The organism is Acetobacter pomorum (assembly GCF_002738225.1).
Classification (GTDB): Bacteria; Pseudomonadota; Alphaproteobacteria; order Acetobacterales; family Acetobacteraceae; genus Acetobacter; species Acetobacter pomorum.
The window spans coordinates 1-20284 of the sequence record NZ_PEBQ01000150.1 but is presented as its reverse complement, the minus strand read 5'-3'; the positions used below and the strand labels follow the sequence as shown (position 1 = coordinate 20284).

The following is a 20284-nucleotide window of genomic DNA, read 5'->3' as shown; positions in this document are numbered from 1 at the left end:
TCCGGGGGCATGCAGTCCATCAACCCAGCAACGCACCACACTCAGGCAGTGGCACCAACGCCTTTACACGCTCCACCATAACACCTTTGGAAATAAGTGCACGCATGGCCTCGATATCCGGCGCAAACAGTCGGTCCTGCGCAAAGAACGTAATTTTCTCACGCACAGCATCTTTAGCCACACTTAGCGGACGAGACGTTACCAGTGGAGCCAGAAAGTCCAGCCCCTGCACCGCAGCCAGACATTCAATGGCAATAATGGTGCAGACATTTTCCACAATATCTTCCAGACGTCTGGCAGCAAAGGTTGCCATACTGACATGGTCTTCCTGATTAGCCGATGTTGGCAGGCTGTCCACACTGGCGGGATGCGCTAATGTCTTATTTTCCGACGCCAGTGCAGCCGCAGTGACCTGAGCAATCATAAAGCCAGAATTCAGGCCGCTATCTTGCACCAGAAACGGTGGAAGGCCACTCATCTGTGCATCCATCAACATGGCAAGACGACGTTCGGAAATAGCCCCAACTTCAGACACGGCAATGGCAATTGTATCCGCAGCAATGGCTACAGGTTCCGCATGGAAATTGCCGCCCGAAATCATTTCATCCGTATCAGCAAAATGAATGGGGTTATCCGACACCGCATTTGCTTCTGTCACCAATATGACAGCAGCATTACGCAACGTATCCAGACATGCCCCCATCACCTGTGGCTGGCAACGCAAGCAATAAGGGTCCTGCACACGTTCATCCCCTTCCCTATGGGAATCACGAATAGGGGATGCCTCCAGCAGACTACGATAGACGGCCGCTGTTTCCATTTGCCCACGCTGACCACGCAGCGCATGCAAGCGTGGATCAAATGGTGCATCGGTACCTCGAGCGGCATCCAACGTCAGCCCCCCTGCAACAAGTGCGGCCTGAAATACGCGTTCAGCCTTGAACAGGCCGGACAATGCCAGTGCGGTGGAAGCCTGTGTACCATTCAGCAAAGCCAGACCTTCCTTGGGTCCGAGCACAATAGGCGTCAGCCCCGCCGCTTTAAGCGCTTCGGCACCGGTCAGCTTTTCGCCCTTGTAAAAGGCATATCCCTCGCCAATAAGCACAGCACTCATATGAGCCAAGGGCGCCAGATCGCCCGAAGCACCCACGGACCCCTTTTCTGGAATAACCGGCACAACACCACGGTTGAGCATGGCGAGCAGAAAAGTCACGACCTCTTTGCGTACACCTGAAAAACCCCTGGCCAGCCCATTGGCTTTAAGCAGCAGGATCAGGCGCACAACATCTTCGCTCATGGGCGTGCCAATACCTGCGGCATGGCTAAGTACCAGATTGCGCTGAAGATCCTTGAGCTTGTCATCAGGAATACGGGTTTTGGCGAGTTTACCAAACCCCGTATTAACCCCGTAAACAGGCTCCCCACGCGCAACAATCCGTTCGACAGAAAGTGCCGCCTGATGCAGAACCTCTTCAGCCTCGGCTGCCAGTTCCACTTTTGTGGACGGCGAGAAAAAGAAAGAGCGGATTTCGGCGTACGTCAATTTGCCGGGATTCAGGGTGAAGGATGTAGCAGTCATAATTTTCAGGCTCCACGCGTAATCATTGGCAGATCAAGGGATTTTTCGTGGGCACAAGCCACAGCAATATCGTATCCGGCATCAGCATGACGCATCACACCTGTTGCGGGGTCGTTCCATAATACGCGTTCCAGCTTGCGGGCAGCCTCTGGCGTGCCATCAGCAACAATGACCATACCCGAGTGCTGCGAGAAGCCCATGCCAACACCACCACCGTGGTGCAGGGATACCCATGTTGCCCCGGATGCAGTGTTTAAAAGCGCATTGAGCAAGGGCCAGTCGGAAACAGTGTCACTGCCATCGCGCATGGCTTCGGTTTCCCGGTTCGGGCTGGCAACAGAACCACTGTCCAGATGATCGCGACCAATCACGATCGGGCCTTTCAGCTCGCCCTTAGCCACCATTTCGTTAAATGCCAGCCCCAGACGATGGCGATCACCCAAACCTACCCAGCAAATACGGGAAGGCAGCCCCTGAAACTGAATTTTCTCACGCGCCATATCCATCCAGTTATGCAGATGTACATCGTCTGGTAATAGTTCTTTAACTTTCTGATCGGTCTTGTAGATATCTTCTGGATCACCAGACAGCGCCGCCCAGCGGAACGGGCCAATACCGCGGCAGAAAAGCGGGCGAATATAGGCAGGCACAAAACCGGGGAAAGCAAAAGCGTCTTCCAGCCCTTCTTCAAAGGCCATCTGGCGAATATTGTTACCGTAGTCGAATGTAGGAATACCCATACGGTGGAAAGCCACCATGGCTGCCACATGATCCCGCATAGACTGACGCGCGGCTTTTTCCACAGCGGCCGGGTCGGTCAGGCGCTTGTGCTCCGCTTCTTCCAGTGTCCAGCCTTTAGGCAGGTACCCATTGCGCGGATCATGTGCAGATGTCTGGTCCGTTACGGCATCTGGGCGAATGCCACGGCGAACCAGTTCTGGGAACACGTCTGCCGCATTCCCCAAAAGCCCGACGGAAATAGCCTCACCTTTTGCACAGGCAGCGTTAATAAGGTCCAGAGCTTCGTCCAGCGTATCAACACGCCGGTCAAGATAACCCGTGTCCAGACGCTTCTGAATCCGGCTCGGTTCACATTCCACGGCCAGCATGGATGCACCTGCCATAACAGCGGCAAGTGGCTGCGCCCCGCTCATACCGCCCAGACCACCTGTCAGGATCCAACGACCTTTGAGGTTACCGCCGTAATACTGGCGACCCATTTCCACAAAAGTTTCGTATGTGCCCTGCACAATCCCTTGCGAACCGATATAGATCCATGAACCGGCGGTCATCTGGCCATACATCATCAGTCCCATACGATCGAGTTCGTTAAATTTGTCCCAATTCGCCCAATGCGGCACAATATTGGAATTGGCAATCAGCACACGCGGCGCATCGGGGTGAGTGCGAAAAACGCCAACTGGCTTACCTGACTGTACAAGCAAGGTCTGATCGTCTTCCAGATCCTTCAGGCTACGCACGATCTGGTCATAGCATTCCCAATTACGGGCTGCACGGCCAATGCCACCATAGACAACAAGTTCAGATGGGCGTTCAGCCACTTCCGGGTCCAGGTTATTCATCAGCATCCGCAAAGCAGCTTCTGTCTGCCAGCTTTTAGCTGATTTTTCTGGCCCGGTTGGAGACCGAATCACGCGATCATTGGCAAGGCGATTGTTGGAAACTGCGGATGCGTCACTCATTTTCAGTCCCTTGTTCATACTTGTATATACGTTCATTTAGGCGTCGAACATTTTCGTTGTCAATTAGTAATGTTTTAAAAAGTTCACCTATTTTCGTCTTATGGCCTAAAAGCCAGTGCACACTTTAAAAACTGAGCCAAAGCCTGCTTTAAAATCTCTGTTTTTGAGGTGTTCAAAGGCCACGGATCATTTTCGTTTTCAAGATAGGTCGTTTGTGCAAGTTCCAGCTGCACAGCATGAATATGCTGATCCGGTCTCCCATAATGACGAGTCGTATAACCACCTTTGAAACGCCCATCCAGCACATGCGTGTAATGAGGCAATGTGCCTGCCTGCGCGACCAACGCCTGAGCCAGTTCTGATGCGCAGGAAGCCCCCATATTGGTACCAAAGTTCAGGTCTGGCAGAACCCCTTCAAACAGACGGGGAATTTTTGAGGCAATGGAATGGCCATCCCACAAAATAGCCCACCCCCATTTATCTTTTAAACGTGCCAGCTCCTGCTCGATCCGTGCATGATACGGTTTCCAGAACAGGCTGGTTCTCTCCGCCACTTCCTGCTCACCAGGAATTTGATCATCCTGATAAATGGGTAAGCCCGAAAAAGTCAGATGTGGCACAAGCCCTGTGCTTGGCCGTCCGGGATAAAGGATGCCATCATCGGCCCCACGGTTAAGGTCCACTACATAGCGTGAGTAATTGGCACGCAAAACACCAATGCCCAAATCTTGTGCAAAAGCATATAATGTTTCCATATACCAGTCGGTATCCGGCAGGGTGGCTCCATGCGCGGTCATGCGGTTTGCAAGACCTGCGGGCAGAAGCTGCCCAGCATGTGGCAGCGTGACAAGAACCGGTGCATCACCAGGTGTAAAGGAATAAACGGCTTCCATCTGACCCCGACCTTTCCTGCTTTCCATTCTTTAAATTTCAGAAAAAAGTGTGCGCACAACCTTATGAAACTGCTGCGTCAACTGTTCCTGTTGCGGATGTCGGCCATCTCTGATGCGCCACGCACCTGCACACATCACATGCTTGACCGGCAGGGCAGGAACAGAAAACAGTGCTGCATCCAAAATAGCGTCACCTTCCAGATCAGGAAGAGGCAGGCGTCCAATATCCAGCACACATAGATCTGCCCGCGCGCCTTCAACCAACCCCCATTGCGCTAGGCCGCAAGATTGGGCCCCGCCTGTAAGTGCCTGCCGATAAAGCCAGCCACCGGTTGACCCCAGTGTATTTTGCGGAAGAGCCACACAGCGGCTTTGTGCAGACAGACGCAAGCCATATTCCAAAAGACGTAACTCTTCTGCTGGGCTGATCAACACATTACTGTCTGACCCAATGCCAAAACGACCTTTCTGTGCCACGTAAGGAACAAGCGGAAAAAAGCCATCACCCAGATTGGCTTCCGTAATCGGGCAAAGCCCTGCAACAGCCTGACTTTGTGCAATCTGTGTGACTTCCGAAGGCGCCAGATGCGTTGCATGCACCAGACACCAGCGTGCATCAACCTGTGCATGCTCAAACAGATAGTTCACTGGCCGCTGCCCCGTTGCAGCAAGGCACTGTTCTACTTCCCCAACCTGTTCTGCGATATGAATATGCACCGGCCCTTTCAAGGTCTTGTCCTGTGTCAGGCGCTTGACATCCGCCATATCCACCGCTCGCAAGGAATGCAAACCCAACCCAGCAGATATCAGGCTATTCCGCTCACCTTGCTGCCGCACGGCCTGTATAATATCCGCAATCTGCTCTGGTGTTGTCGCAAAACGTTTCTGCTCATCCAGTAACGGACGTCCACCAAACCCTGAATACATGTACAACGTTGGTAAAACTGTAATACCAATACCAGAAGTCTGGGCGGCGGATGCAATGCGTAACGCCATTTCAGCCGGGTTCTCGTAAACGCACCCTTTTTGGTCATGATGCAGGTAATGAAACTCCGCAACCTGCGTATAACCAGCACGCAGCATTTCCATGTATAAAAATGCTGCTATGGCTTCCATCTGTTCTGGCGTTACCTGCCCCGCCAGCCGATACATAAGGTTACGCCATGTCCAGAATGTATCGGACGGTGTTTGCCTACGTTCTGCCAGACCGGCCATACCACGCTGAAAAGCATGAGAGTGCAGACTGATCTGGGGAGGCACAGCTACGCCCAGCCTTTCTGCTCCGGCAGAAGGCTGGGTATTGGGACGAACGGAGGAAAAAGTACCATCTTCCTCCACGACCAACGAAACATTCTTGTGCCATCCATCTGCAAGAAAAGCCTGCTTCACAAAAAGTTCGGTCATACAACCCAGTCCATGTCAGCTTGTGTTGCACTCTACTTCTGGCTGAATCGCCAACAGCAGAGTCTTGCTATTGTTATTTTGGAATCATAACGGATTTGACTTATTTGTATATACCTTTGTATGGTATCTCATACACAGAGCAAAGCAGGAAGCCATGTGGGATACACTCTGGACGGACGTTCATCTGGCCACTATGGCCCCTTCGCACATCACCCGGTCAGACCCATACGGGTGCATAAAAAATGGAGCCATAGCCGCGCAGGATGGTAAAATTGTATGGGTTGGATCTGCCGCAGACCTGCCCGATTTACCCCAAAATCTTGCCAGACAGGTCCACCACATGGGCCACCAATGGGCGACCCCGGGGTTGGTGGATGCACATACTCATCTTGTCTATGCAGGTGACCGCAGTAATGAATTTGCACGGCGTCTGGAAGGGACAAGCTACCAACAGATTGCACGCGAGGGTGGAGGCATTAACGCCACAGTCAGCGCGACCCGCGCGGCATCAGAAGAAGCACTGCTGGAGCTGGCCATAAAACGCGCTAAACGTATGATTGCTGGCGGCACAACAACAATTGAGGTCAAATCTGGCTACGGTTTGACCCTGCATGACGAACTCAAGCTCCTGCGCGTAGGTCGCGCTCTGGAAAAACACCTTCCTATCCGGGTTCATACAACTTTTCTCGGAGCGCACGCCCTGCCACCTGAATATTCAGGCCGTCAGGATGCCTATGTCACAGCCCTTATCGAAGACATGCTCCCTCGTGTAGCCGAAGAAAAACTTGCAGACAGCGTTGATGCTTTTTGTGAAAGCATTGCATTTTCACCTCAGGAGGTGGAACGCATTTTTGAAGCCGCCACCAAGCTGAATCTGCCGGTGCGCATTCATGCGGACCAAATGTCGGACAGTAACAGTTGCGCATTGGCGGCACGCTTCAGGGCACTTTCTGCAGATCATGTGGAATATGCAAATGAGACCGGTGTAAAAGCCATGGCTACAGCAGGCACGGTTGCCATGCTGCTGCCTGGAGCTTTCTACTTTATCCGTGAGACCAAACTCCCACCGATCGATTTGTTCAGGATGCATAAAGTGCCAATGGGGCTTGCCACGGACTGCAATCCCGGCACGTCTCCTGTACTGGATATGACAACCATCCTGAACATGGCCTGCACTCTTATGCGCCTCACCCCGGCCGAAGCACTGCATGGCGCAACATCTGTTGGCGCACAGGCACTTAACATGCACAGCGAGATCGGATTCCTGCGGGAAGGCTACTCCGCTGACATCACATTCTGGCCTGTATCGGGGCCGCACGAACTTTCGTACTGGATTGGAGGTGTTACGCCATCCACCCGTGTGTTTAAAGGCCAAACCGACTAACCATCCCCCCAAAAAAGGGATTGGAATACCTTACATCTATACAGGATAATAAAAGGCCCATAATTTAATTGCACGCCAAGGCCGCCCGAAGGACCAGTCCATGATGCCAACCACCACAGCTGCTCGCCCCCAACTGCGCTACGAACAGGTCAAACAGTACATTATTGACCGTATTAACCGAGGGGAATGGAGCATAGGGGAGCGACTGCCCTCTGAAAGTGAACTGGTTGATACCCTTGGTGTATCACGCATGACAGTACATCGGGCGTTACGGGAACTCATGACCGAGGGCCTCGTCACCCGTGCACAGGGTGTGGGAACTTTTGTGGCCAAACCCGTGCCACGCGCTACCCTTCTTGAACTCCATGATATTGCCGATGACATTATAGCTGCAGGGCATGTGCACACACAAAAGCTGGTCACACTGGAAGCCGTAAGGGCAGATGTTGATCTGGCCATGGCGTTCGACCAACGGCCGGGCGCCAAACTTTTCCACTCCGTTATTGTGCATTTTGAAGATGATATTCCCCTTCAGGTGGAAGAGCGTTACGTTTCCCCCCATTTTGTGCCAGACTATCTGGAGCAGGACTTTACAACCCTGCACCCACATCGGCTGCTAACGCACATTTCCCGGCCTGATGAAATGGAACATGTTATTTTTGCCATTACACCAGATGAGCAACTCCAGCATCTTTTGGAACTGGATGAACCCACAACAGCCTGCCTTCAGCTAGTACGCCGCACCTGGGTTCAAGGTAAAACAGTGATGAAGGGTATTTTTACCTACCCTGGTAACCGCTATAGTCTGGGTGGTCGCTATCAAATTTAATACATCTATCAAAAGATATATATTTAATTTGCGATTAAGCGTCCAATGACTGTTCTCTGAATTTCAGACGAACCTTCATAAATACGCATAATCCGCGCATCGCGCACAAACCGTTCCAACGGCAGTTCCTGCGTGTAGCCATAGCCGCCATGTAACTGTAATGCCCGGTCTGTCACAAAGTTAACCATCTCGCTTGCAAAAAGCTTTGCCATTGATGCAGCCATTGTAAATGGCTGCTGGCATGCCCTTAAATAAGCAGCTTGCAATGTCAGCCCCCAAGCGGCTTCCAACTGGCATCCCATATCCGCCAGCGTCCATTGCACACCCTGACGCATATTGAGCGGTTTGCCGCCAACCATACGTGCCTTTGTCCACTCCGTTGCACAGGCAAATGCTGCCTGCGCAATACCCAGACAGGTTGCCGCAACATCCAGCCTGCTATTATCCAACACCTTCATGGCCAGTTTAAAGCCATCACCTTCGTTCCCTAACAGGTTACTGGCAGGCACACGACAATCCAATGTTAAGGCATAGGCCTTTCCTCCCCGAATACCCATCAGGTTTTCTGCCCGATCAATCACGAGTCCGGCCGTATCACGCGGTAGAATAAAAGCAGAAATTCCTTTGTTACCGAGATTTTTATCCGTTTTTGCAAAAACAATAATTGTTCTTGCTTCCTCTGCATTGGAGATAAACTGCTTGCCCCCCACTATCCGATAGTAATCGCCCTCGCGCATCGCGTAAGTTGTCAATTCTGCCGGGTTTGAACCGCAACCTGGCTCTGTCAAGGCAAATGCAGCCAGCCCTTTGCCTTGTGCCAAAGGTGTGAGGAACTGTTCTCGCTGCGCATCATTGCCACCCAGCAACAGGGCATCCGTACCTAAAAAATGCGCCCCAAGCATGGAAGCCGTTGCCGCACACCCTTGAGCGATAATACTGATAGCCAGAACAATACTGGCAGGTTTTAACGCAACACCTCCAAACTTTTCAGGCACGTTAATGCCTGTTAGCCCCAGTTCAGCCAAAGCTGGAAGATGGCAAGCCGCAGACAGATTATCTCTATCTAGAATGGCGGCCATGGGTGCCAACTTTTCCTGCGAAAACCGCATAAGCATTTCAGCAAGAATTTTATCATCGTCCGTCAAGCCAACTCTAGTGCAAAAAACCATTTCAGAACCCTCTGGAAACCCATTACTATTTAAAAATAAATAACTTTTATAATTAGGAGAGTAATTCACGCGTATGCTCACCCAATTTAGGGGCACGCCTTAATGATGTTTGTACTACCCCACTGAAAACAGCAGGCTGACGTACAAGATGTTGCTGTGGCAAACGCCGATCTTCCACAGGCACAAGAATATTTCTGGCCTCAGCCTGATCTGATGAAAGAGCCTGAACAACATTCAACAATGGTCCGCACGGAACTCCTTCCGTCTCAAAAACAGAAACAATCTCCGCTACATTTCGCGCTCCAGACCATTTTTCTATGTAGTCTCGCAGAATGCTTTCATGCGTGCTTCTGGATAAGTCTGTTGCAAACCGTTCATCACTTAACAAATGCTCCGCACCAATAACTTTGCAAAGTTTTGAAAAAAGCTTTTTGTTCAGAACAGCAAGAGAAAAATATCCATCCAGCGCCGTATAACATCCAAATGGTGCCGAGAGAGGGTGCCTGTTCCCAACACGCATTGGCACCTCTCCCGTGAAAAGGCTGGCCGTTGTGGATGTAACCATGAAGGAAAGCATGGAATCAAACATGGAAAGATCAATATAACGCCCAGGTGCTTCCCTCCCCCCTTTACGCTCACGTTCAAACAACGCAGTTGTAAGGGCCCACGCACCAAACATCCCGGCCACAACATCCGCTACGGCTTCGCCTACCAGTGTGGGAGGACCATCGGGTTGGCCCGTTACGCTCATAAGACCGCATAACCCTTGAATGATCACATCATACGCAGCTTTATGCGCCCACGGTCCCGTCTGGCCAAAACCGGATATACTCAAAAATACAAGGGAAGAATTAACACTTTTCAGATCATCCCACCCAACACCAAGACGGGAGGCAACACCTGGACGAAAATTTTCAACAACAGCATCTGCAGTTGAGACCAAATGCCTGACAGCTTTTTGTCCATCTGGCGTACGCAGGTCAACAACAACACTTTTTTTGCCTCTGTTAACCTGTGTAAAAAGAGCACTTTCTCCATTTTTAAACGGTGCGACATGTCGGTAGTCATCACCTGTAGGCGATTCAATTTTAATAACTTCCGCCCCCATATCTGCCAGAAGAGCAGTACAATAGGGACCAGACAAAACGCGGCTAAAATCTACCACTCTGACCCCCGCCAATGGCAGATTCGGTAATTTGTCTGACATATCTGATCCTTTGGGAATTATGTTTTCTATTTAAATTGACTTTAAATCTCACCATCGATAAAAAGAAATAATATCTTTTTATCGTCTAGATAACTTTTGATGATCTCTTTTACCCTTAGGCAACTGGAATATTTTCTTGCTGTAGCAGATACCGGAAGTACTGTTGCGGCAAGTCTTGCGGCTAATGTATCCCAACCAGCTGTTTCCAAAGCCATTCGTGATCTGGAAGAATGCTGGGGTGAGGTTTTATTCCTTCGTCACCATTCACGTGGTCTCACATTAACGACAGCGGGTGAGCGACGTGCGGTCATAGCACGGTCCTTATTTAAAAAAGCATCGATTTTAAATTATACAGATGGAAAAACTGGGCTTCATGGACAAATCAAGATTGGCCTTCTTTCTACACTCTCACCCTTATATGCACCTTATATTATAAAAAGCCTGCAAGAACATTTCCCCAACTGCAATATTTCTTTTACTGAAGGTGATATTCATTTATTGGAAGAAGGAATTGCCCACGGACAACTAGACGCGGCTGTGCTTTACGATATACCCAGCACAGTAAAAGCCAAACGTTTGCCTGTTATGGAACTGACACCCTACCTTTTGCTTGCTGCCAACCATCCCTTTTTAAAACCCAATACAACAGAAATAAACTTACATGATGTTGCCTATGAACCCTATATTCTTATGGATTTACCCCACAGCGTAGAATATTTCCTTTCCATTTTTCATAATAATGACATTCAACCCCGTATAGCCTATCGCAGCGGTTCCATAGAAACGGTGCGCACTCTTGTAGCGCATGGGTTTGGGTATTCCATATTAACTACTGCCCCCAAAACCACACAATGTTATACAGGAAAAGAGATTATTGAAATTCCATTAAAAAATATTCGTCCACAAAAACTATGCCTTCTTCTTCCTGATGAGGAAGAAACAGGGCTGCTTGGCTTGGCCATAAAAAAAGCCATTTTGGATAATGCGCTATAACTTATAAATTGCGTGACTGTTTTTTAAATCTACTCAGCTCATCCAGACTGCCGAATGTCTTTTGATATGCTGGTGGTATTCGGTAACTTATGAGAACATCAATAAATTGAACTTATAACGATTTAGCGTCGGTCATCTGCGCGTATAATTCTCTAAAACATAAAAAAGATTTCCAATACGAAGCCATCAGGATTGCGCTGAACAGCCACTTGCCTCAGACGTGTATTTCTTCATATCCTGGTGTTGGCAAATCTAAATTGAGTAAATGGATTGTAACTTATCGTCCTAACAAGTTGATTTGAAAGTTCTGGCACATATCCGCCAATAGTATGCCCTGAGAGATGGTACCTATGACCGTCTGCTGAAGCAGCTCATTAGAAAATAGAGCTACAAGTCTATTATTTTCGTGACGGCAAGGATTCCACTGCAAACATCACCAGATCCATGAGACAAAGCAAAGCTGCCACAATAGCAAATCCCGGCCAACCCCAAATGCTGAACAATGCGGCGCCACTGGACGACCCCATAGCGCCACAGAAAAAAACTGCCGTCATATAAGCTGCATTTAACCGGCCCCGGGCTGCATCGTTCAAACCAAAAACCACCCGCTGACTGACGATATGATTGGTCTGCACGCCAGCATCGAGACAAAGTGCCATAACTGCGAGCAGAATGAGATGGCCACCTCTGACTGCCCATTCCGACCCAAAGGCGGCAAGCCCAATTACACTGATCGCACTCCATGTCGCCATCTGTGTATAACCGGCATCCGCCAGCCGACCAGCCAGCGGTGCTGCCAGAGCACCTCCTGCTCCTGCCAGAGAGAAGAGCGCGATCCCACTTTGTCCCAGTTCAAAACGCTCATGCAACAACAGGGGAACAGCCGTCCAGAACATGTTAAATACCGCAAAAAGAATCCCATGATATATAATGCGTCGTCGTAACGGAGCATACTCAATGAGTAAGTGTCCGATGGACCAGAGTAGCGTGCGATAAGGCAACAAACGTTGCTGTGGTGTATAACCTGGCAGCATACGCCATAGAATGCCGCCTAGCAGAGTCATCATTGCTGCTGAAACCCAGAAAACGGCACGCCAGCCGAAGGTTGCCGCAATGGCATTGGCCAGAGGACGAGACAACATAATACCGGTAATCAAACCGCCCATGATGTTGCCGATAACGCGCCCACGCAGGGCAGGAGCAACAAAATGTGTCGCCAATGGCAGAAGAATCTGCGACCCCACGGAACAAAGACCGATTGCAACCGAACACAGCATAAAAATAGCTGCAGACTGACTGAGTGCAGCCCCGACAAGGCTGAGGACCAATCCAGCCACCGTCAGTAAAATAAGTCGTCTGTTCTCTGATCGGTCAGAAAGTGGAACAATCAGAAACAACCCTGCCCCATAACCAAGTTGTGTCAAAGTTACGACACTTCCAGCCCATCTCGGCGCAATCACAAATTCATGGGTGATCGGTCCAATCAGTGCCTGTGCATAATAAATGTTCGCAACTGTCAGTCCACACACAGCGGCAAAAACACATGTCAGCGCTGTGGATAGATGGAATGAATTATTTGTCACATCCATGTTTCACTAAATGACAAGAGGTCAGTGAAATGATGAAGCATTGCATTCGGTATAGTAGAGACGCCGAAGGGCACAAAAACTCCTTCTGATAATCTCAGTATTGTCGGGAAGGTTTCAGATGAGCATCAATGGCATAGATGTTGACGGGCAGTTTGACGCGAGAGATACCGTCACGTTGAAACGTTGCTGTCCGGTTGAGCTGGATCGCAGGAATCCATAAGGAGCCAGAAGCCGTAATCCACATTGCATCTGCCCAGACAAGACGCGGATCGGCAATGAAAACTGTAGCTTTTCCGTCTGATGTGATTTTCAGGATACGCAGACGATCGACGTCTGAAACGTAGAGATTACCGTCACCGTCAATCGCGGTGCCGCCCGTTGTTGGTGTATCATAAAAAAGCTTCACGCGCGCATTAAGCTGGGTATCGGTCAATGACGTATTTTCAAGGTCTGCCATTGCGACTTTCCACATTGGACCCGAACTTGGCTGAAAATAAAGTATCTTTCCATCTGGCGACACTTCAAGCTGGTCAGCATGGACACGCGCCTCACGATTGCCCGTCATCAGGATATGTCCTTCAGCACGCATCGGACGCTCATCAGTAACGCATGGGCGATGCGACAGAACACGCCGTTGTGTACCATTACGAAGATCGACCAAGATTAGGGCAGGATCGCCCGCATCGGTCAGGATCAGCGTATTATTATGGAAGCGCAGATCATCCACGTAGCTGTATTGTGTTGTCCCCTGCCGAAGCACAATCAGATGCACAGGATGTCTGGTAACCGGATCGAAAGCGACCAGTTTTGGCGGCGCGCCATGAGCAGGATTAGGCTTTCCTCCCACATTCGCTTCACCGGAATCCACAACCCAGAGCAGTCCGTCCGGACCAATGCGGATAGCGTTAACACGCACAAAGCTATGCAGTGCATCGTGCGACTGTGCCCAGTTATTCCATGCCGCATCTGGGAAAGGCTGCATGGTACCATTTGGCAGCAATTCCCCTACCGTCGGCCCCTGTCCTCCGCCACCCCAATAGGGAAAGGACATGAATACATGGCCTGTATCAGTGGTGGTCACCGCATTCATGATACGGTTGGACGAATAGACCGTCCGTAGCACAGGAGCGGAAACAGACTGTGCACGTGCGGCTAGGTTTGCTACGCCAACTGCAAGAACCAGGGCAGCGACAAAAGAGACACGTCGTGAAATCTGCATGGAACGCTCCTGCGTGAGGCATATATTACCGTGTCATGGCCTTGAAAGTCCGGGTCTGCTCAACGAGAGCGCTTTCAACAGGCAGACGTTCCATGCTGGAAGCACCATAGAACCCGTGACACTCCGGGCATGCATCCAATACTTTCTGTGCATCAGCAGGCATTGCGATTGGACCGCCATGACAGAGAAGAATTACATCATCACGCACGCTTTTCGCAGCATCAGAAATCTCGTTGATAAGCTTGATGGAATCCTCAAGCGTAAAAGCTGTTTCGGCACCAATACTTCCCCCTACCGTCAACCCCATATGGGCAACCAGAATATCGGCTCCAGCACGCGCCATATCCCGCGCCTGCTCAACATCAAAAACGTAAGGCGTAGTCAGCAGGTCTTTCTTCCGCGCCCGGGCAACCACATCCACTTCAAGGCTGTAGCTCATACCAGTTTCTTCAAGATTTTTGCGAAAGTTTCCATCAATCAGCCCAACTGTAGGGAAGTTCTGGATACCGGAAAACCCAACCCGGCGCACATCGTCAAGAAAGACATCGAAGTCCACAAAAGGATCAGTACCGTTAACACCAGCCAAAACCGGTGTATTCGGCACGAGAGGCAGAACTTCACGCGCCATATCCATAACAATCTGGTTGGCATTACCATAGGCCAAAAGCCCCGCCAAAGACCCACGCCCGGCCATACGGTAACGGCCAGAATTATAGATGACAATCAGATCAATCCCGCCTGCAGCCTCACATTTTGCCGAGAGGCCGGTTCCTGCGCCACCGCCGACAATCGGCCTACGTTCCTTGATCAACCCGCGCAAACGCGCAAGGATGGCACTGCGTTCAATCCGAGGCATGCTTAATTCTCCTTAAAAATCTGGATAAGTTCTTCCGCCATTGCCTGAGCAAAGGAAGGATCGTTAATGGCAAACGGTAAACTGATGAAACGTCTATCTGATGTCTGTTGCAAGGTTGCAAGAAGCACATCACGGAAAGCTTCATCGGCCATTGGGTCGTAAAAAGGCTGGTCAGGACGGTCGAGTTGTGAAAACCCACCTTCTGGATAAAAAAATCGAACAGGACCATCACAACGATTAAGACGTTCGCCGATCAGGCGTCCTATTTGCCGACATTCTGCCGGCGTTGTACGCATGAGGGTGATAAATGGGTTGTGCTGCACAAAAACGCGATCACGATAACGCTCCGGCACTGTCTCAATCGCACCAAAATTGACCATATCCAGGCCGCCGCAACTTCCGACATATGGCACCTTTGTTCGTGCAATAACGTCAAGGCGGGAAACCTCACAAGGGAAAATACCACCTGCAACGAAATCACAGAACTCTGTTGTGGTAATATCCAGAACACCTTGAATAACACCCTGCGCGACGAGGCGCTCCATTGATTTTCCGCCTGATCCTGTCGCGTGGAAAACCAAACATTCAAAATCATGCTCCAGCACATGCATCGCTTCTGTAACGCATGGCGTGGTCACGCCGAACATGGTGATACCAAGTGCTGGGTGACTTTGCGAAGGCGGTATGTAACGATGACGGATCATACCTGCCATGGCATTGGCCGCGTTGGCGAGAACCACTCGGGAAATACGGTTCAGACCCTGCAGATCCACAACCGGATAAACCATCGCAATATCAGATTCCCCCACATATAGTTCGATATTGCCGGAAGCTACAGTGGAAATAAGGATTTTCGGCAATCCGATTGGCAAGGCCTGCAAAGCGGGCGCAACAATGGCCGTACCTCCAGAACCACCAATGCCAATTACTCCGGCTATATCTGCCCGCCCCGGCAGGAAATGTTCGAGTGCTATAGACATGGCTGCAATCGCTCGCCCACGATCTCCACAGAAAACGGCTGTTGCACCATCAGGGTGACATGCAGCAACTGTCTGTGCTGATATCTCTATATTCGCAGAAGCCGGCGTCATGTTCGTGCTGACATCCACGATCAGGGGCTGAACACCATTTTTTTCCAGAACCGAACATAGATAGATTAATTCATCAGATTTCGTATCAACGGTTCCAAGAAGATAGACATGCGGTATCACGATTTGCGTCACTTGATCGTCAAGAAAAAGCAGCGATATTTTCGAGCATGGTTACGGTTAACGGACCATCCATACTTTTTTCAAACGCCGCCTTCATGGCAAGAAAATGTGGTTGCTGCTCATGTTCGTGTATGGCAGCCACACTTTGCCACTGCTCTATGAATACGAAATGCTGCGGATCATTCAGATCCCGGCGGCAAATATAGGAAAAATTGGCCGTTTCCTGCCGTGATGCTTTTATGCACGCAGCCACAACGGGTAGAACTGCATCGAGATGACCTTCTTTAAGATGAAAGGACGCAACAACCGTAACACCTTGGGAACTTTTATGCATTGTCTTCTTCCAACCAGTGATCTGGCGGAAGCCTAACCGAAAGAGACACTTTCAGTATATCGGTATAGTGTCATGTGACACTTTTCCCCGCACAAGAAGACAAGCTGACCGGATACGCTTGAGAGCTTCAGGCATTTTTCGGAATGGTACATTCCCCAACGCAAGACGGACACCTGTATTACTGGGTGCATCCATTGCCTGAAAAGACGTTACAGAAGGAAGATTAACGCCTAGATGACGCGCGTGCTCCGTTACACGGGCAGCTTGCTCTGCGGGCATGGGAAGCCATACATGAAAGGCATGAGAACGAGGTTTAACCACTTCGGGCAAATTAGAAACCACAAGTTGCTGACGACGAAGAGCCTCGCGATGGAGTGCATTACGTACACTTTCCGCTGTTCCATTCTCCATCCATTGCGCCATCATGGCATAGGAAAGCGGCGCGATCATCAATGAAGATGCGAGCAACGCGGGCAAACACTCCTCTACATACCGGGCAGGCGGAACCAATGCACCGATGCGCAGTCCCGGACTGAGAATCTTTGAGAGGCTACTCACATGAAAAGTGCGTTCTGGAGCCAGCTCCATAAAGGACGGCCGGGAAGGATCACGTCCAGCAACATACACACCATCTTCAATAATCAAGGCATCAAACTTTTTGCAAAGAGACACAATATCCTGCCGTCGTTGTAACTCCATTGTGGCCGTGGTTGGGTTATGCATAGTCGGTGTCAGATAAACGACAGCACGTTCCGGTCGGTTACGTCGCAAAATGTCACCCAAGGCGGCGGGAAGAATGCCTTCTGCGTCCATCATGGCGGCATGCACAGGCAAACGACTTTGATGTATTGCCCCCAACATGCCCGGATAAGTCTGCTCCTCCGTTATGGCGTATCTCACAGCGGGACGGACCACATTAAGAGCCACGTTTAATGCTTGTTGGGCGCCTGATGTTAAAAGCAAGCCTTCTGGAGCAACGTCAACTCCCAAACCCGAAAGCCAGTGCGCCATGATGCGGCGATGTTCGAGATGACCTGCGACTGGTGGATAAACATTGAATAAATCCGGATCAACCTGTTTCGCCAATCGCGTAAGCGTGCTGGCCAGCGCCCTGTCACTAAACATTGGTGGAGGCATGTTTGTGGCAAGATCAAATTTAGTTTCGGGATTTTCCTGCCTTACAGCAACAAACATCCCGCGCCCATGCACGCCACGCACAAGCCCACGCCGTTCCAGAATAGCGTAGGCGCGCGTTACGGAACCAACACCAATCCTCAGCCGCCATGCCAGATCCCGATGGGCAGGAAGACGCTCATCTACCTTGAGCTTTCCGGAAAGAATGTCCTTTCCTATCGCCTCTGCCAATCGTTCCGCTGGAGAAGCTTTGCCATCCACCAGATATGGCTGCCAGGACGATTGAAGGCGCATAATCAGCTCTCATCTTGGAATTCAAAGTTTAACGTCAAACGTAACTCCTGATTACCATTCGCCGTAAACATTGCAGATCAAATGAGAAATACCTACGGAACGAAAGCTAAATTTTACGAAGATGGCCCATTACGTAAAGCATGCCGTAAATTCTTTACCCGTTCTGTTATATCACGATAATTCAGCGCTTTTTCAACGTGCCGCAAATGCACATCCATAAGCCTTGCAGCTTCATCTGGATCACCCATTTCAAGGGCATTTATAATTTCAGCATGCTCCGTGCATGATTCATGTGCATCGTGGGTAGATTGATATAAGGCCGCAATAAGAACAGTGCGTGTTGTAAGATCTTGCAATAAGCTCCCCAACACAGCGTTCCCGACTGTTTCAGCCAAACAGACGTGAAAATGACCTAGAAGGTAACTTCTTCTCGCCCTGTCATCTGCAGCAAGCGCCTCCTCTTCCGCCATGACATGTTGGCGTAATATTGCAATCTGTTCCGAAGATATTTTGTCTGCCGTTACAAGCATGCCTACTTCCAAGGCACGACGTGCATTAATAGTCTGGCGTGCCTCTTCTATCGTCGGTTCGATCACAAACCAGCCCCGACGCGGCAGAACTTCCACTATGCCGCGCGCTTGCAAACGAATCATGGCTTCACGCACCAATGTACGGGAAACGTCAAAAATTTCAGACATTTCTTTTTCGCCCAAGCGTTCACCGGGCTTAATATAGCCAGCTAAAGCGGCATAAATGATACGATCTTCGATCATACCATGATGACGAATGTCACCGTCCTCAGGACTGACCAGATTCGCTTGCTTATCTATTTTTTTTGTTTGCGCCATTAACTTTCTCGATAACACAGCAAAGGTTCGAGGCATCTAGAACAATAAAAATTACACATATTGTTCTAGCACCACACACGCCTTCAGATTCTGCTCGAACATGATGTGCCGTATAACCTTCTCCAATGGCTCCAATCTGATACTCAAGAAGGCGCACTCTCATATGTCAATATAATCTTGTTTCAATCCGTATATGAAATATTTTTAATTTTATCTGCATACCCTTTTCCTTGATCAGAAATATCAACATTAGAACATAAATTATTTCATAAATATCATATAGTTAACTCTTTCAAAAACCTCCTTCCTTTGCCACAACCTGCATATCTTATTCCAAAATTATTTCGGTTTCGGATTATTTTTCTCTTGTATGCAATCAATGATTCCGATTACGTAACAGTTGTTAGATCAGTTTGCATACAAGCTCATCTGACCTTTTGTATTGTGGCAACTCTCTCTATTTCGAAAAATGTTTTCGATGGGGATATCAGGCATTATGAAGTTTCTTTCTGGACAATTTCTATTTGCACAGATCGTGTTTATGACTGTGCTAGGATTTGTATCCGGAACTTTTTTTCCTGACATTGCGCAGAATTTCCATATTTTCAGCGATTGCTTTCTAAAACTTATTTCAATGATTTCAGCTCCACTTATCTTTTGCGTACTTGTGCAGGGTATCGCAGGCGCTGGAAATCTTCGCACTATTGGCCGTTTGGGAGTAAAGGCCCTTAGCTATTTTGAAATCATGACCTCTATTGCTCTGGGTTTTGGTTTACTAGCAGCAGTTATCTTTCAGCCTGGCACTGGCCTAACATTACCCATTCAACAATCAGCGCAGACACCTCCCGTTGCAGGCAAAACGCTTAACGGAGGCTTTGCAAGCTTTCTTTTGCATCTTATCCCCCTCAATCCAATCGACGCATTTGGCAGAAATGACATTCTTCAGGTGGTTGTTTTTGCCATGATATTTGGATGCGCCATGGTATTGGCTGGCAAAGAAGCAGAACCAGTTGTGCGCTTTGTAAACTCTTTGGGCAGTATTCTTTTTCAGATTATGGGATTTATTATCCGGCTTGCGCCTCTTGGTGTTTTTGGTGCAACCAGTTACACAATCGGTCATTATGGTTTGTTTTCCATAATACCGCTTCTGAAATTTCTTATAATCTATTTTATATAGGTATTGTTTTTTGTTTTTATAATACTTGGTTTTACACTAAAAGTTTTTTGTAAAATCAATATATTTTCTCTCCTATCCTACCTTAAGGAAGAAATGCTTATTGTCCTGGCAACAACATCATCCGATGCTGTTTTGCCTGCAATTATGAAAAAACTTATTAACTTGGGTGTAGGATCCAAAACAGTTGGTATTGTTATACCTGCCGGGTACTCTTTTAATCTTGATGCCTTATCCATTTATATTGGTCTTTCAATCCTGTTTTTGTCCCAAGCTGCGCATGTTGCACTCAGCTGGAAAGAGCTTCTATCTGTAATTTTTACGGCCTTGCTAACATCCAAAGGTGCACACGGTGTTCCTGGCATGGCTATTGTTATTTTGACTGCAACCCTCTCGACGCGGATTTCTCACACTTGAGGCAATTTTGGGTCATTTTGTAGAATTCAGTCATCCCACAGGATCCC

The 20284-nt window shown here is 49.3% G+C and carries 16 protein-coding genes and 1 pseudogene; 4 read left to right on the top strand and 13 right to left on the bottom strand.

The annotated features are described in order from the left end of the window. Nucleotides 1-19 precede the first annotated feature (19 nt). The 4 genes from hutH to CSR02_RS12300 form a co-directional block, all read right to left on the bottom strand. The gene (hutH, locus tag CSR02_RS12315) at nucleotides 20-1579 is read right to left on the bottom strand and encodes a histidine ammonia-lyase (RefSeq protein WP_099541836.1); all 1560 of its coding nucleotides are present in this window, start codon (nucleotides 1577-1579) and stop codon (nucleotides 20-22) included. 5 nt (nucleotides 1580-1584) lie between these two features. Continuing rightward, nucleotides 1585-3282 (bottom strand): urocanate hydratase, encoded by a 1698-nt coding sequence (gene hutU / locus CSR02_RS12310; RefSeq protein ID WP_099541835.1) that lies wholly within the window; start codon nucleotides 3280-3282, stop codon nucleotides 1585-1587. 98 nt (nucleotides 3283-3380) lie between these two features. Further along, nucleotides 3381-4175 (bottom strand): N-formylglutamate deformylase, encoded by a 795-nt coding sequence (gene hutG, locus CSR02_RS12305; protein ID WP_042788212.1) that lies wholly within the window; start codon nucleotides 4173-4175, stop codon nucleotides 3381-3383. A gap of 30 nt (nucleotides 4176-4205) precedes the next feature. Further along, entirely contained in the window at nucleotides 4206-5579 is a 1374-nt protein-coding gene (locus CSR02_RS12300; RefSeq protein ID WP_099541834.1) for a formimidoylglutamate deiminase, read from the bottom strand. Nucleotides 5580-5733: 154 nt separating this feature from the next. Between CSR02_RS12300 and hutI the strand changes: the two genes are divergently transcribed. Together hutI and hutC are read left to right on the top strand one after the other, a co-directional pair. Continuing rightward, a complete protein-coding gene (hutI, locus tag CSR02_RS12295) occupies nucleotides 5734-6963 on the top strand; it encodes an imidazolonepropionase (RefSeq protein ID WP_099541833.1) in 1230 nt (409 codons plus the stop codon). 100 nt (nucleotides 6964-7063) lie between these two features. Then, the gene (gene hutC / locus CSR02_RS12290) at nucleotides 7064-7792 is read left to right on the top strand and encodes a histidine utilization repressor (protein WP_244176988.1); all 729 of its coding nucleotides are present in this window, start codon (nucleotides 7064-7066) and stop codon (nucleotides 7790-7792) included. Nucleotides 7793-7815: 23 nt separating this feature from the next. Here hutC and CSR02_RS12285 read toward each other — a convergent pair whose 3' ends face one another. Together CSR02_RS12285 and CSR02_RS12280 are read right to left on the bottom strand one after the other, a co-directional pair. Beyond that, a complete protein-coding gene (locus CSR02_RS12285) occupies nucleotides 7816-8937 on the bottom strand; it encodes an acyl-CoA dehydrogenase family protein (RefSeq protein ID WP_208616829.1) in 1122 nt (373 codons plus the stop codon). Between the two features lie 76 nt (nucleotides 8938-9013). Continuing rightward, a complete protein-coding gene (locus CSR02_RS12280) occupies nucleotides 9014-10168 on the bottom strand; it encodes a CaiB/BaiF CoA transferase family protein (RefSeq protein ID WP_099541831.1) in 1155 nt (384 codons plus the stop codon). A gap of 99 nt (nucleotides 10169-10267) precedes the next feature. Here CSR02_RS12280 and CSR02_RS12275 point away from each other — a divergent pair, with 99 nt between their 5' ends. Continuing rightward, nucleotides 10268-11161, top strand: coding sequence for a LysR family transcriptional regulator (locus CSR02_RS12275; protein WP_099541830.1), 894 nt, complete (start codon nucleotides 10268-10270; stop codon nucleotides 11159-11161). A 398-nt stretch (nucleotides 11162-11559) separates the two neighbouring features. Here the strand turns inward: CSR02_RS12275 and CSR02_RS12270 are convergent, their stop codons facing one another. From CSR02_RS12270 to CSR02_RS12240, 7 genes are all read right to left on the bottom strand, one after another. Then, nucleotides 11560-12744, bottom strand: a complete 1185-nt coding sequence (locus CSR02_RS12270; RefSeq protein ID WP_099541848.1) for an MFS transporter — start codon at nucleotides 12742-12744, stop codon at nucleotides 11560-11562. 100 nt (nucleotides 12745-12844) lie between these two features. Beyond that, nucleotides 12845-13969 (bottom strand): SMP-30/gluconolactonase/LRE family protein, encoded by a 1125-nt coding sequence (locus CSR02_RS12265; RefSeq protein ID WP_099541829.1) that lies wholly within the window; start codon nucleotides 13967-13969, stop codon nucleotides 12845-12847. A gap of 25 nt (nucleotides 13970-13994) precedes the next feature. Next, on the bottom strand, nucleotides 13995-14825 hold the full coding sequence (locus CSR02_RS12260) for a phosphoenolpyruvate hydrolase family protein (protein WP_099541828.1): 831 nt from the start codon (nucleotides 14823-14825) through the stop codon (nucleotides 13995-13997). A 2-nt stretch (nucleotides 14826-14827) separates the two neighbouring features. Next, nucleotides 14828-16036, bottom strand: coding sequence for a Tm-1-like ATP-binding domain-containing protein (locus tag CSR02_RS12255; protein ID WP_183172692.1), 1209 nt, complete (start codon nucleotides 16034-16036; stop codon nucleotides 14828-14830). A 19-nt stretch (nucleotides 16037-16055) separates the two neighbouring features. Continuing rightward, entirely contained in the window at nucleotides 16056-16370 is a 315-nt protein-coding gene (locus CSR02_RS12250; protein WP_099541826.1) for a putative quinol monooxygenase, read from the bottom strand. 51 nt (nucleotides 16371-16421) lie between these two features. Then, a complete protein-coding gene (locus CSR02_RS12245) occupies nucleotides 16422-17798 on the bottom strand; it encodes an aminotransferase-like domain-containing protein (RefSeq protein WP_099541825.1) in 1377 nt (458 codons plus the stop codon). A 113-nt stretch (nucleotides 17799-17911) separates the two neighbouring features. Next, nucleotides 17912-18646 carry a GntR family transcriptional regulator gene (locus CSR02_RS12240; RefSeq protein ID WP_244176986.1) on the bottom strand — a complete coding sequence of 245 codons (735 nt, stop codon included), beginning with the start codon at nucleotides 18644-18646 and terminating at the stop codon, nucleotides 17912-17914. 469 nt (nucleotides 18647-19115) lie between these two features. On the opposite strand from CSR02_RS12240, the pseudogene CSR02_RS17050 reads away from it, so the two are divergent. Next, a pseudogene (locus CSR02_RS17050) lies at nucleotides 19116-20237 on the top strand (cation:dicarboxylate symporter family transporter). Nucleotides 20238-20284 lie beyond the last annotated feature (47 nt).

Excerpts from the sequence above, each read along its gene's own strand:
- hutI (WP_099541833.1), top strand. The coding sequence starts at position 5,734 with ATGTGGGATACACTCTGGACGGACGTTCATCTGGCCACTATGGCCCCT.
- CSR02_RS12265 (WP_099541829.1), bottom strand. The coding sequence starts at position 13,969 with ATGCAGATTTCACGACGTGTCTCTTTTGTCGCTGCCCTGGTTCTTGCA.
- CSR02_RS12240 (WP_244176986.1), bottom strand. The coding sequence starts at position 18,646 with ATGGCGCAAACAAAAAAAATAGATAAGCAAGCGAATCTGGTCAGTCCT.
- hutU (WP_099541835.1), bottom strand. The coding sequence starts at position 3,282 with ATGAGTGACGCATCCGCAGTTTCCAACAATCGCCTTGCCAATGATCGC.
- CSR02_RS12275 (WP_099541830.1), top strand. The coding sequence starts at position 10,268 with ATGATCTCTTTTACCCTTAGGCAACTGGAATATTTTCTTGCTGTAGCA.
- CSR02_RS12245 (WP_099541825.1), bottom strand. The coding sequence starts at position 17,798 with ATGCGCCTTCAATCGTCCTGGCAGCCATATCTGGTGGATGGCAAAGCT.
- hutC (WP_244176988.1), top strand. The coding sequence starts at position 7,064 with ATGATGCCAACCACCACAGCTGCTCGCCCCCAACTGCGCTACGAACAG.
- CSR02_RS12300 (WP_099541834.1), bottom strand. The coding sequence starts at position 5,579 with ATGACCGAACTTTTTGTGAAGCAGGCTTTTCTTGCAGATGGATGGCAC.
- hutG (WP_042788212.1), bottom strand. The coding sequence starts at position 4,175 with ATGGAAGCCGTTTATTCCTTTACACCTGGTGATGCACCGGTTCTTGTC.
- hutH (WP_099541836.1), bottom strand. The coding sequence starts at position 1,579 with ATGACTGCTACATCCTTCACCCTGAATCCCGGCAAATTGACGTACGCC.
- CSR02_RS12280 (WP_099541831.1), bottom strand. The coding sequence starts at position 10,168 with ATGTCAGACAAATTACCGAATCTGCCATTGGCGGGGGTCAGAGTGGTA.
- CSR02_RS12260 (WP_099541828.1), bottom strand. The coding sequence starts at position 14,825 with ATGCCTCGGATTGAACGCAGTGCCATCCTTGCGCGTTTGCGCGGGTTG.
- CSR02_RS12250 (WP_099541826.1), bottom strand. The coding sequence starts at position 16,370 with ATGCATAAAAGTTCCCAAGGTGTTACGGTTGTTGCGTCCTTTCATCTT.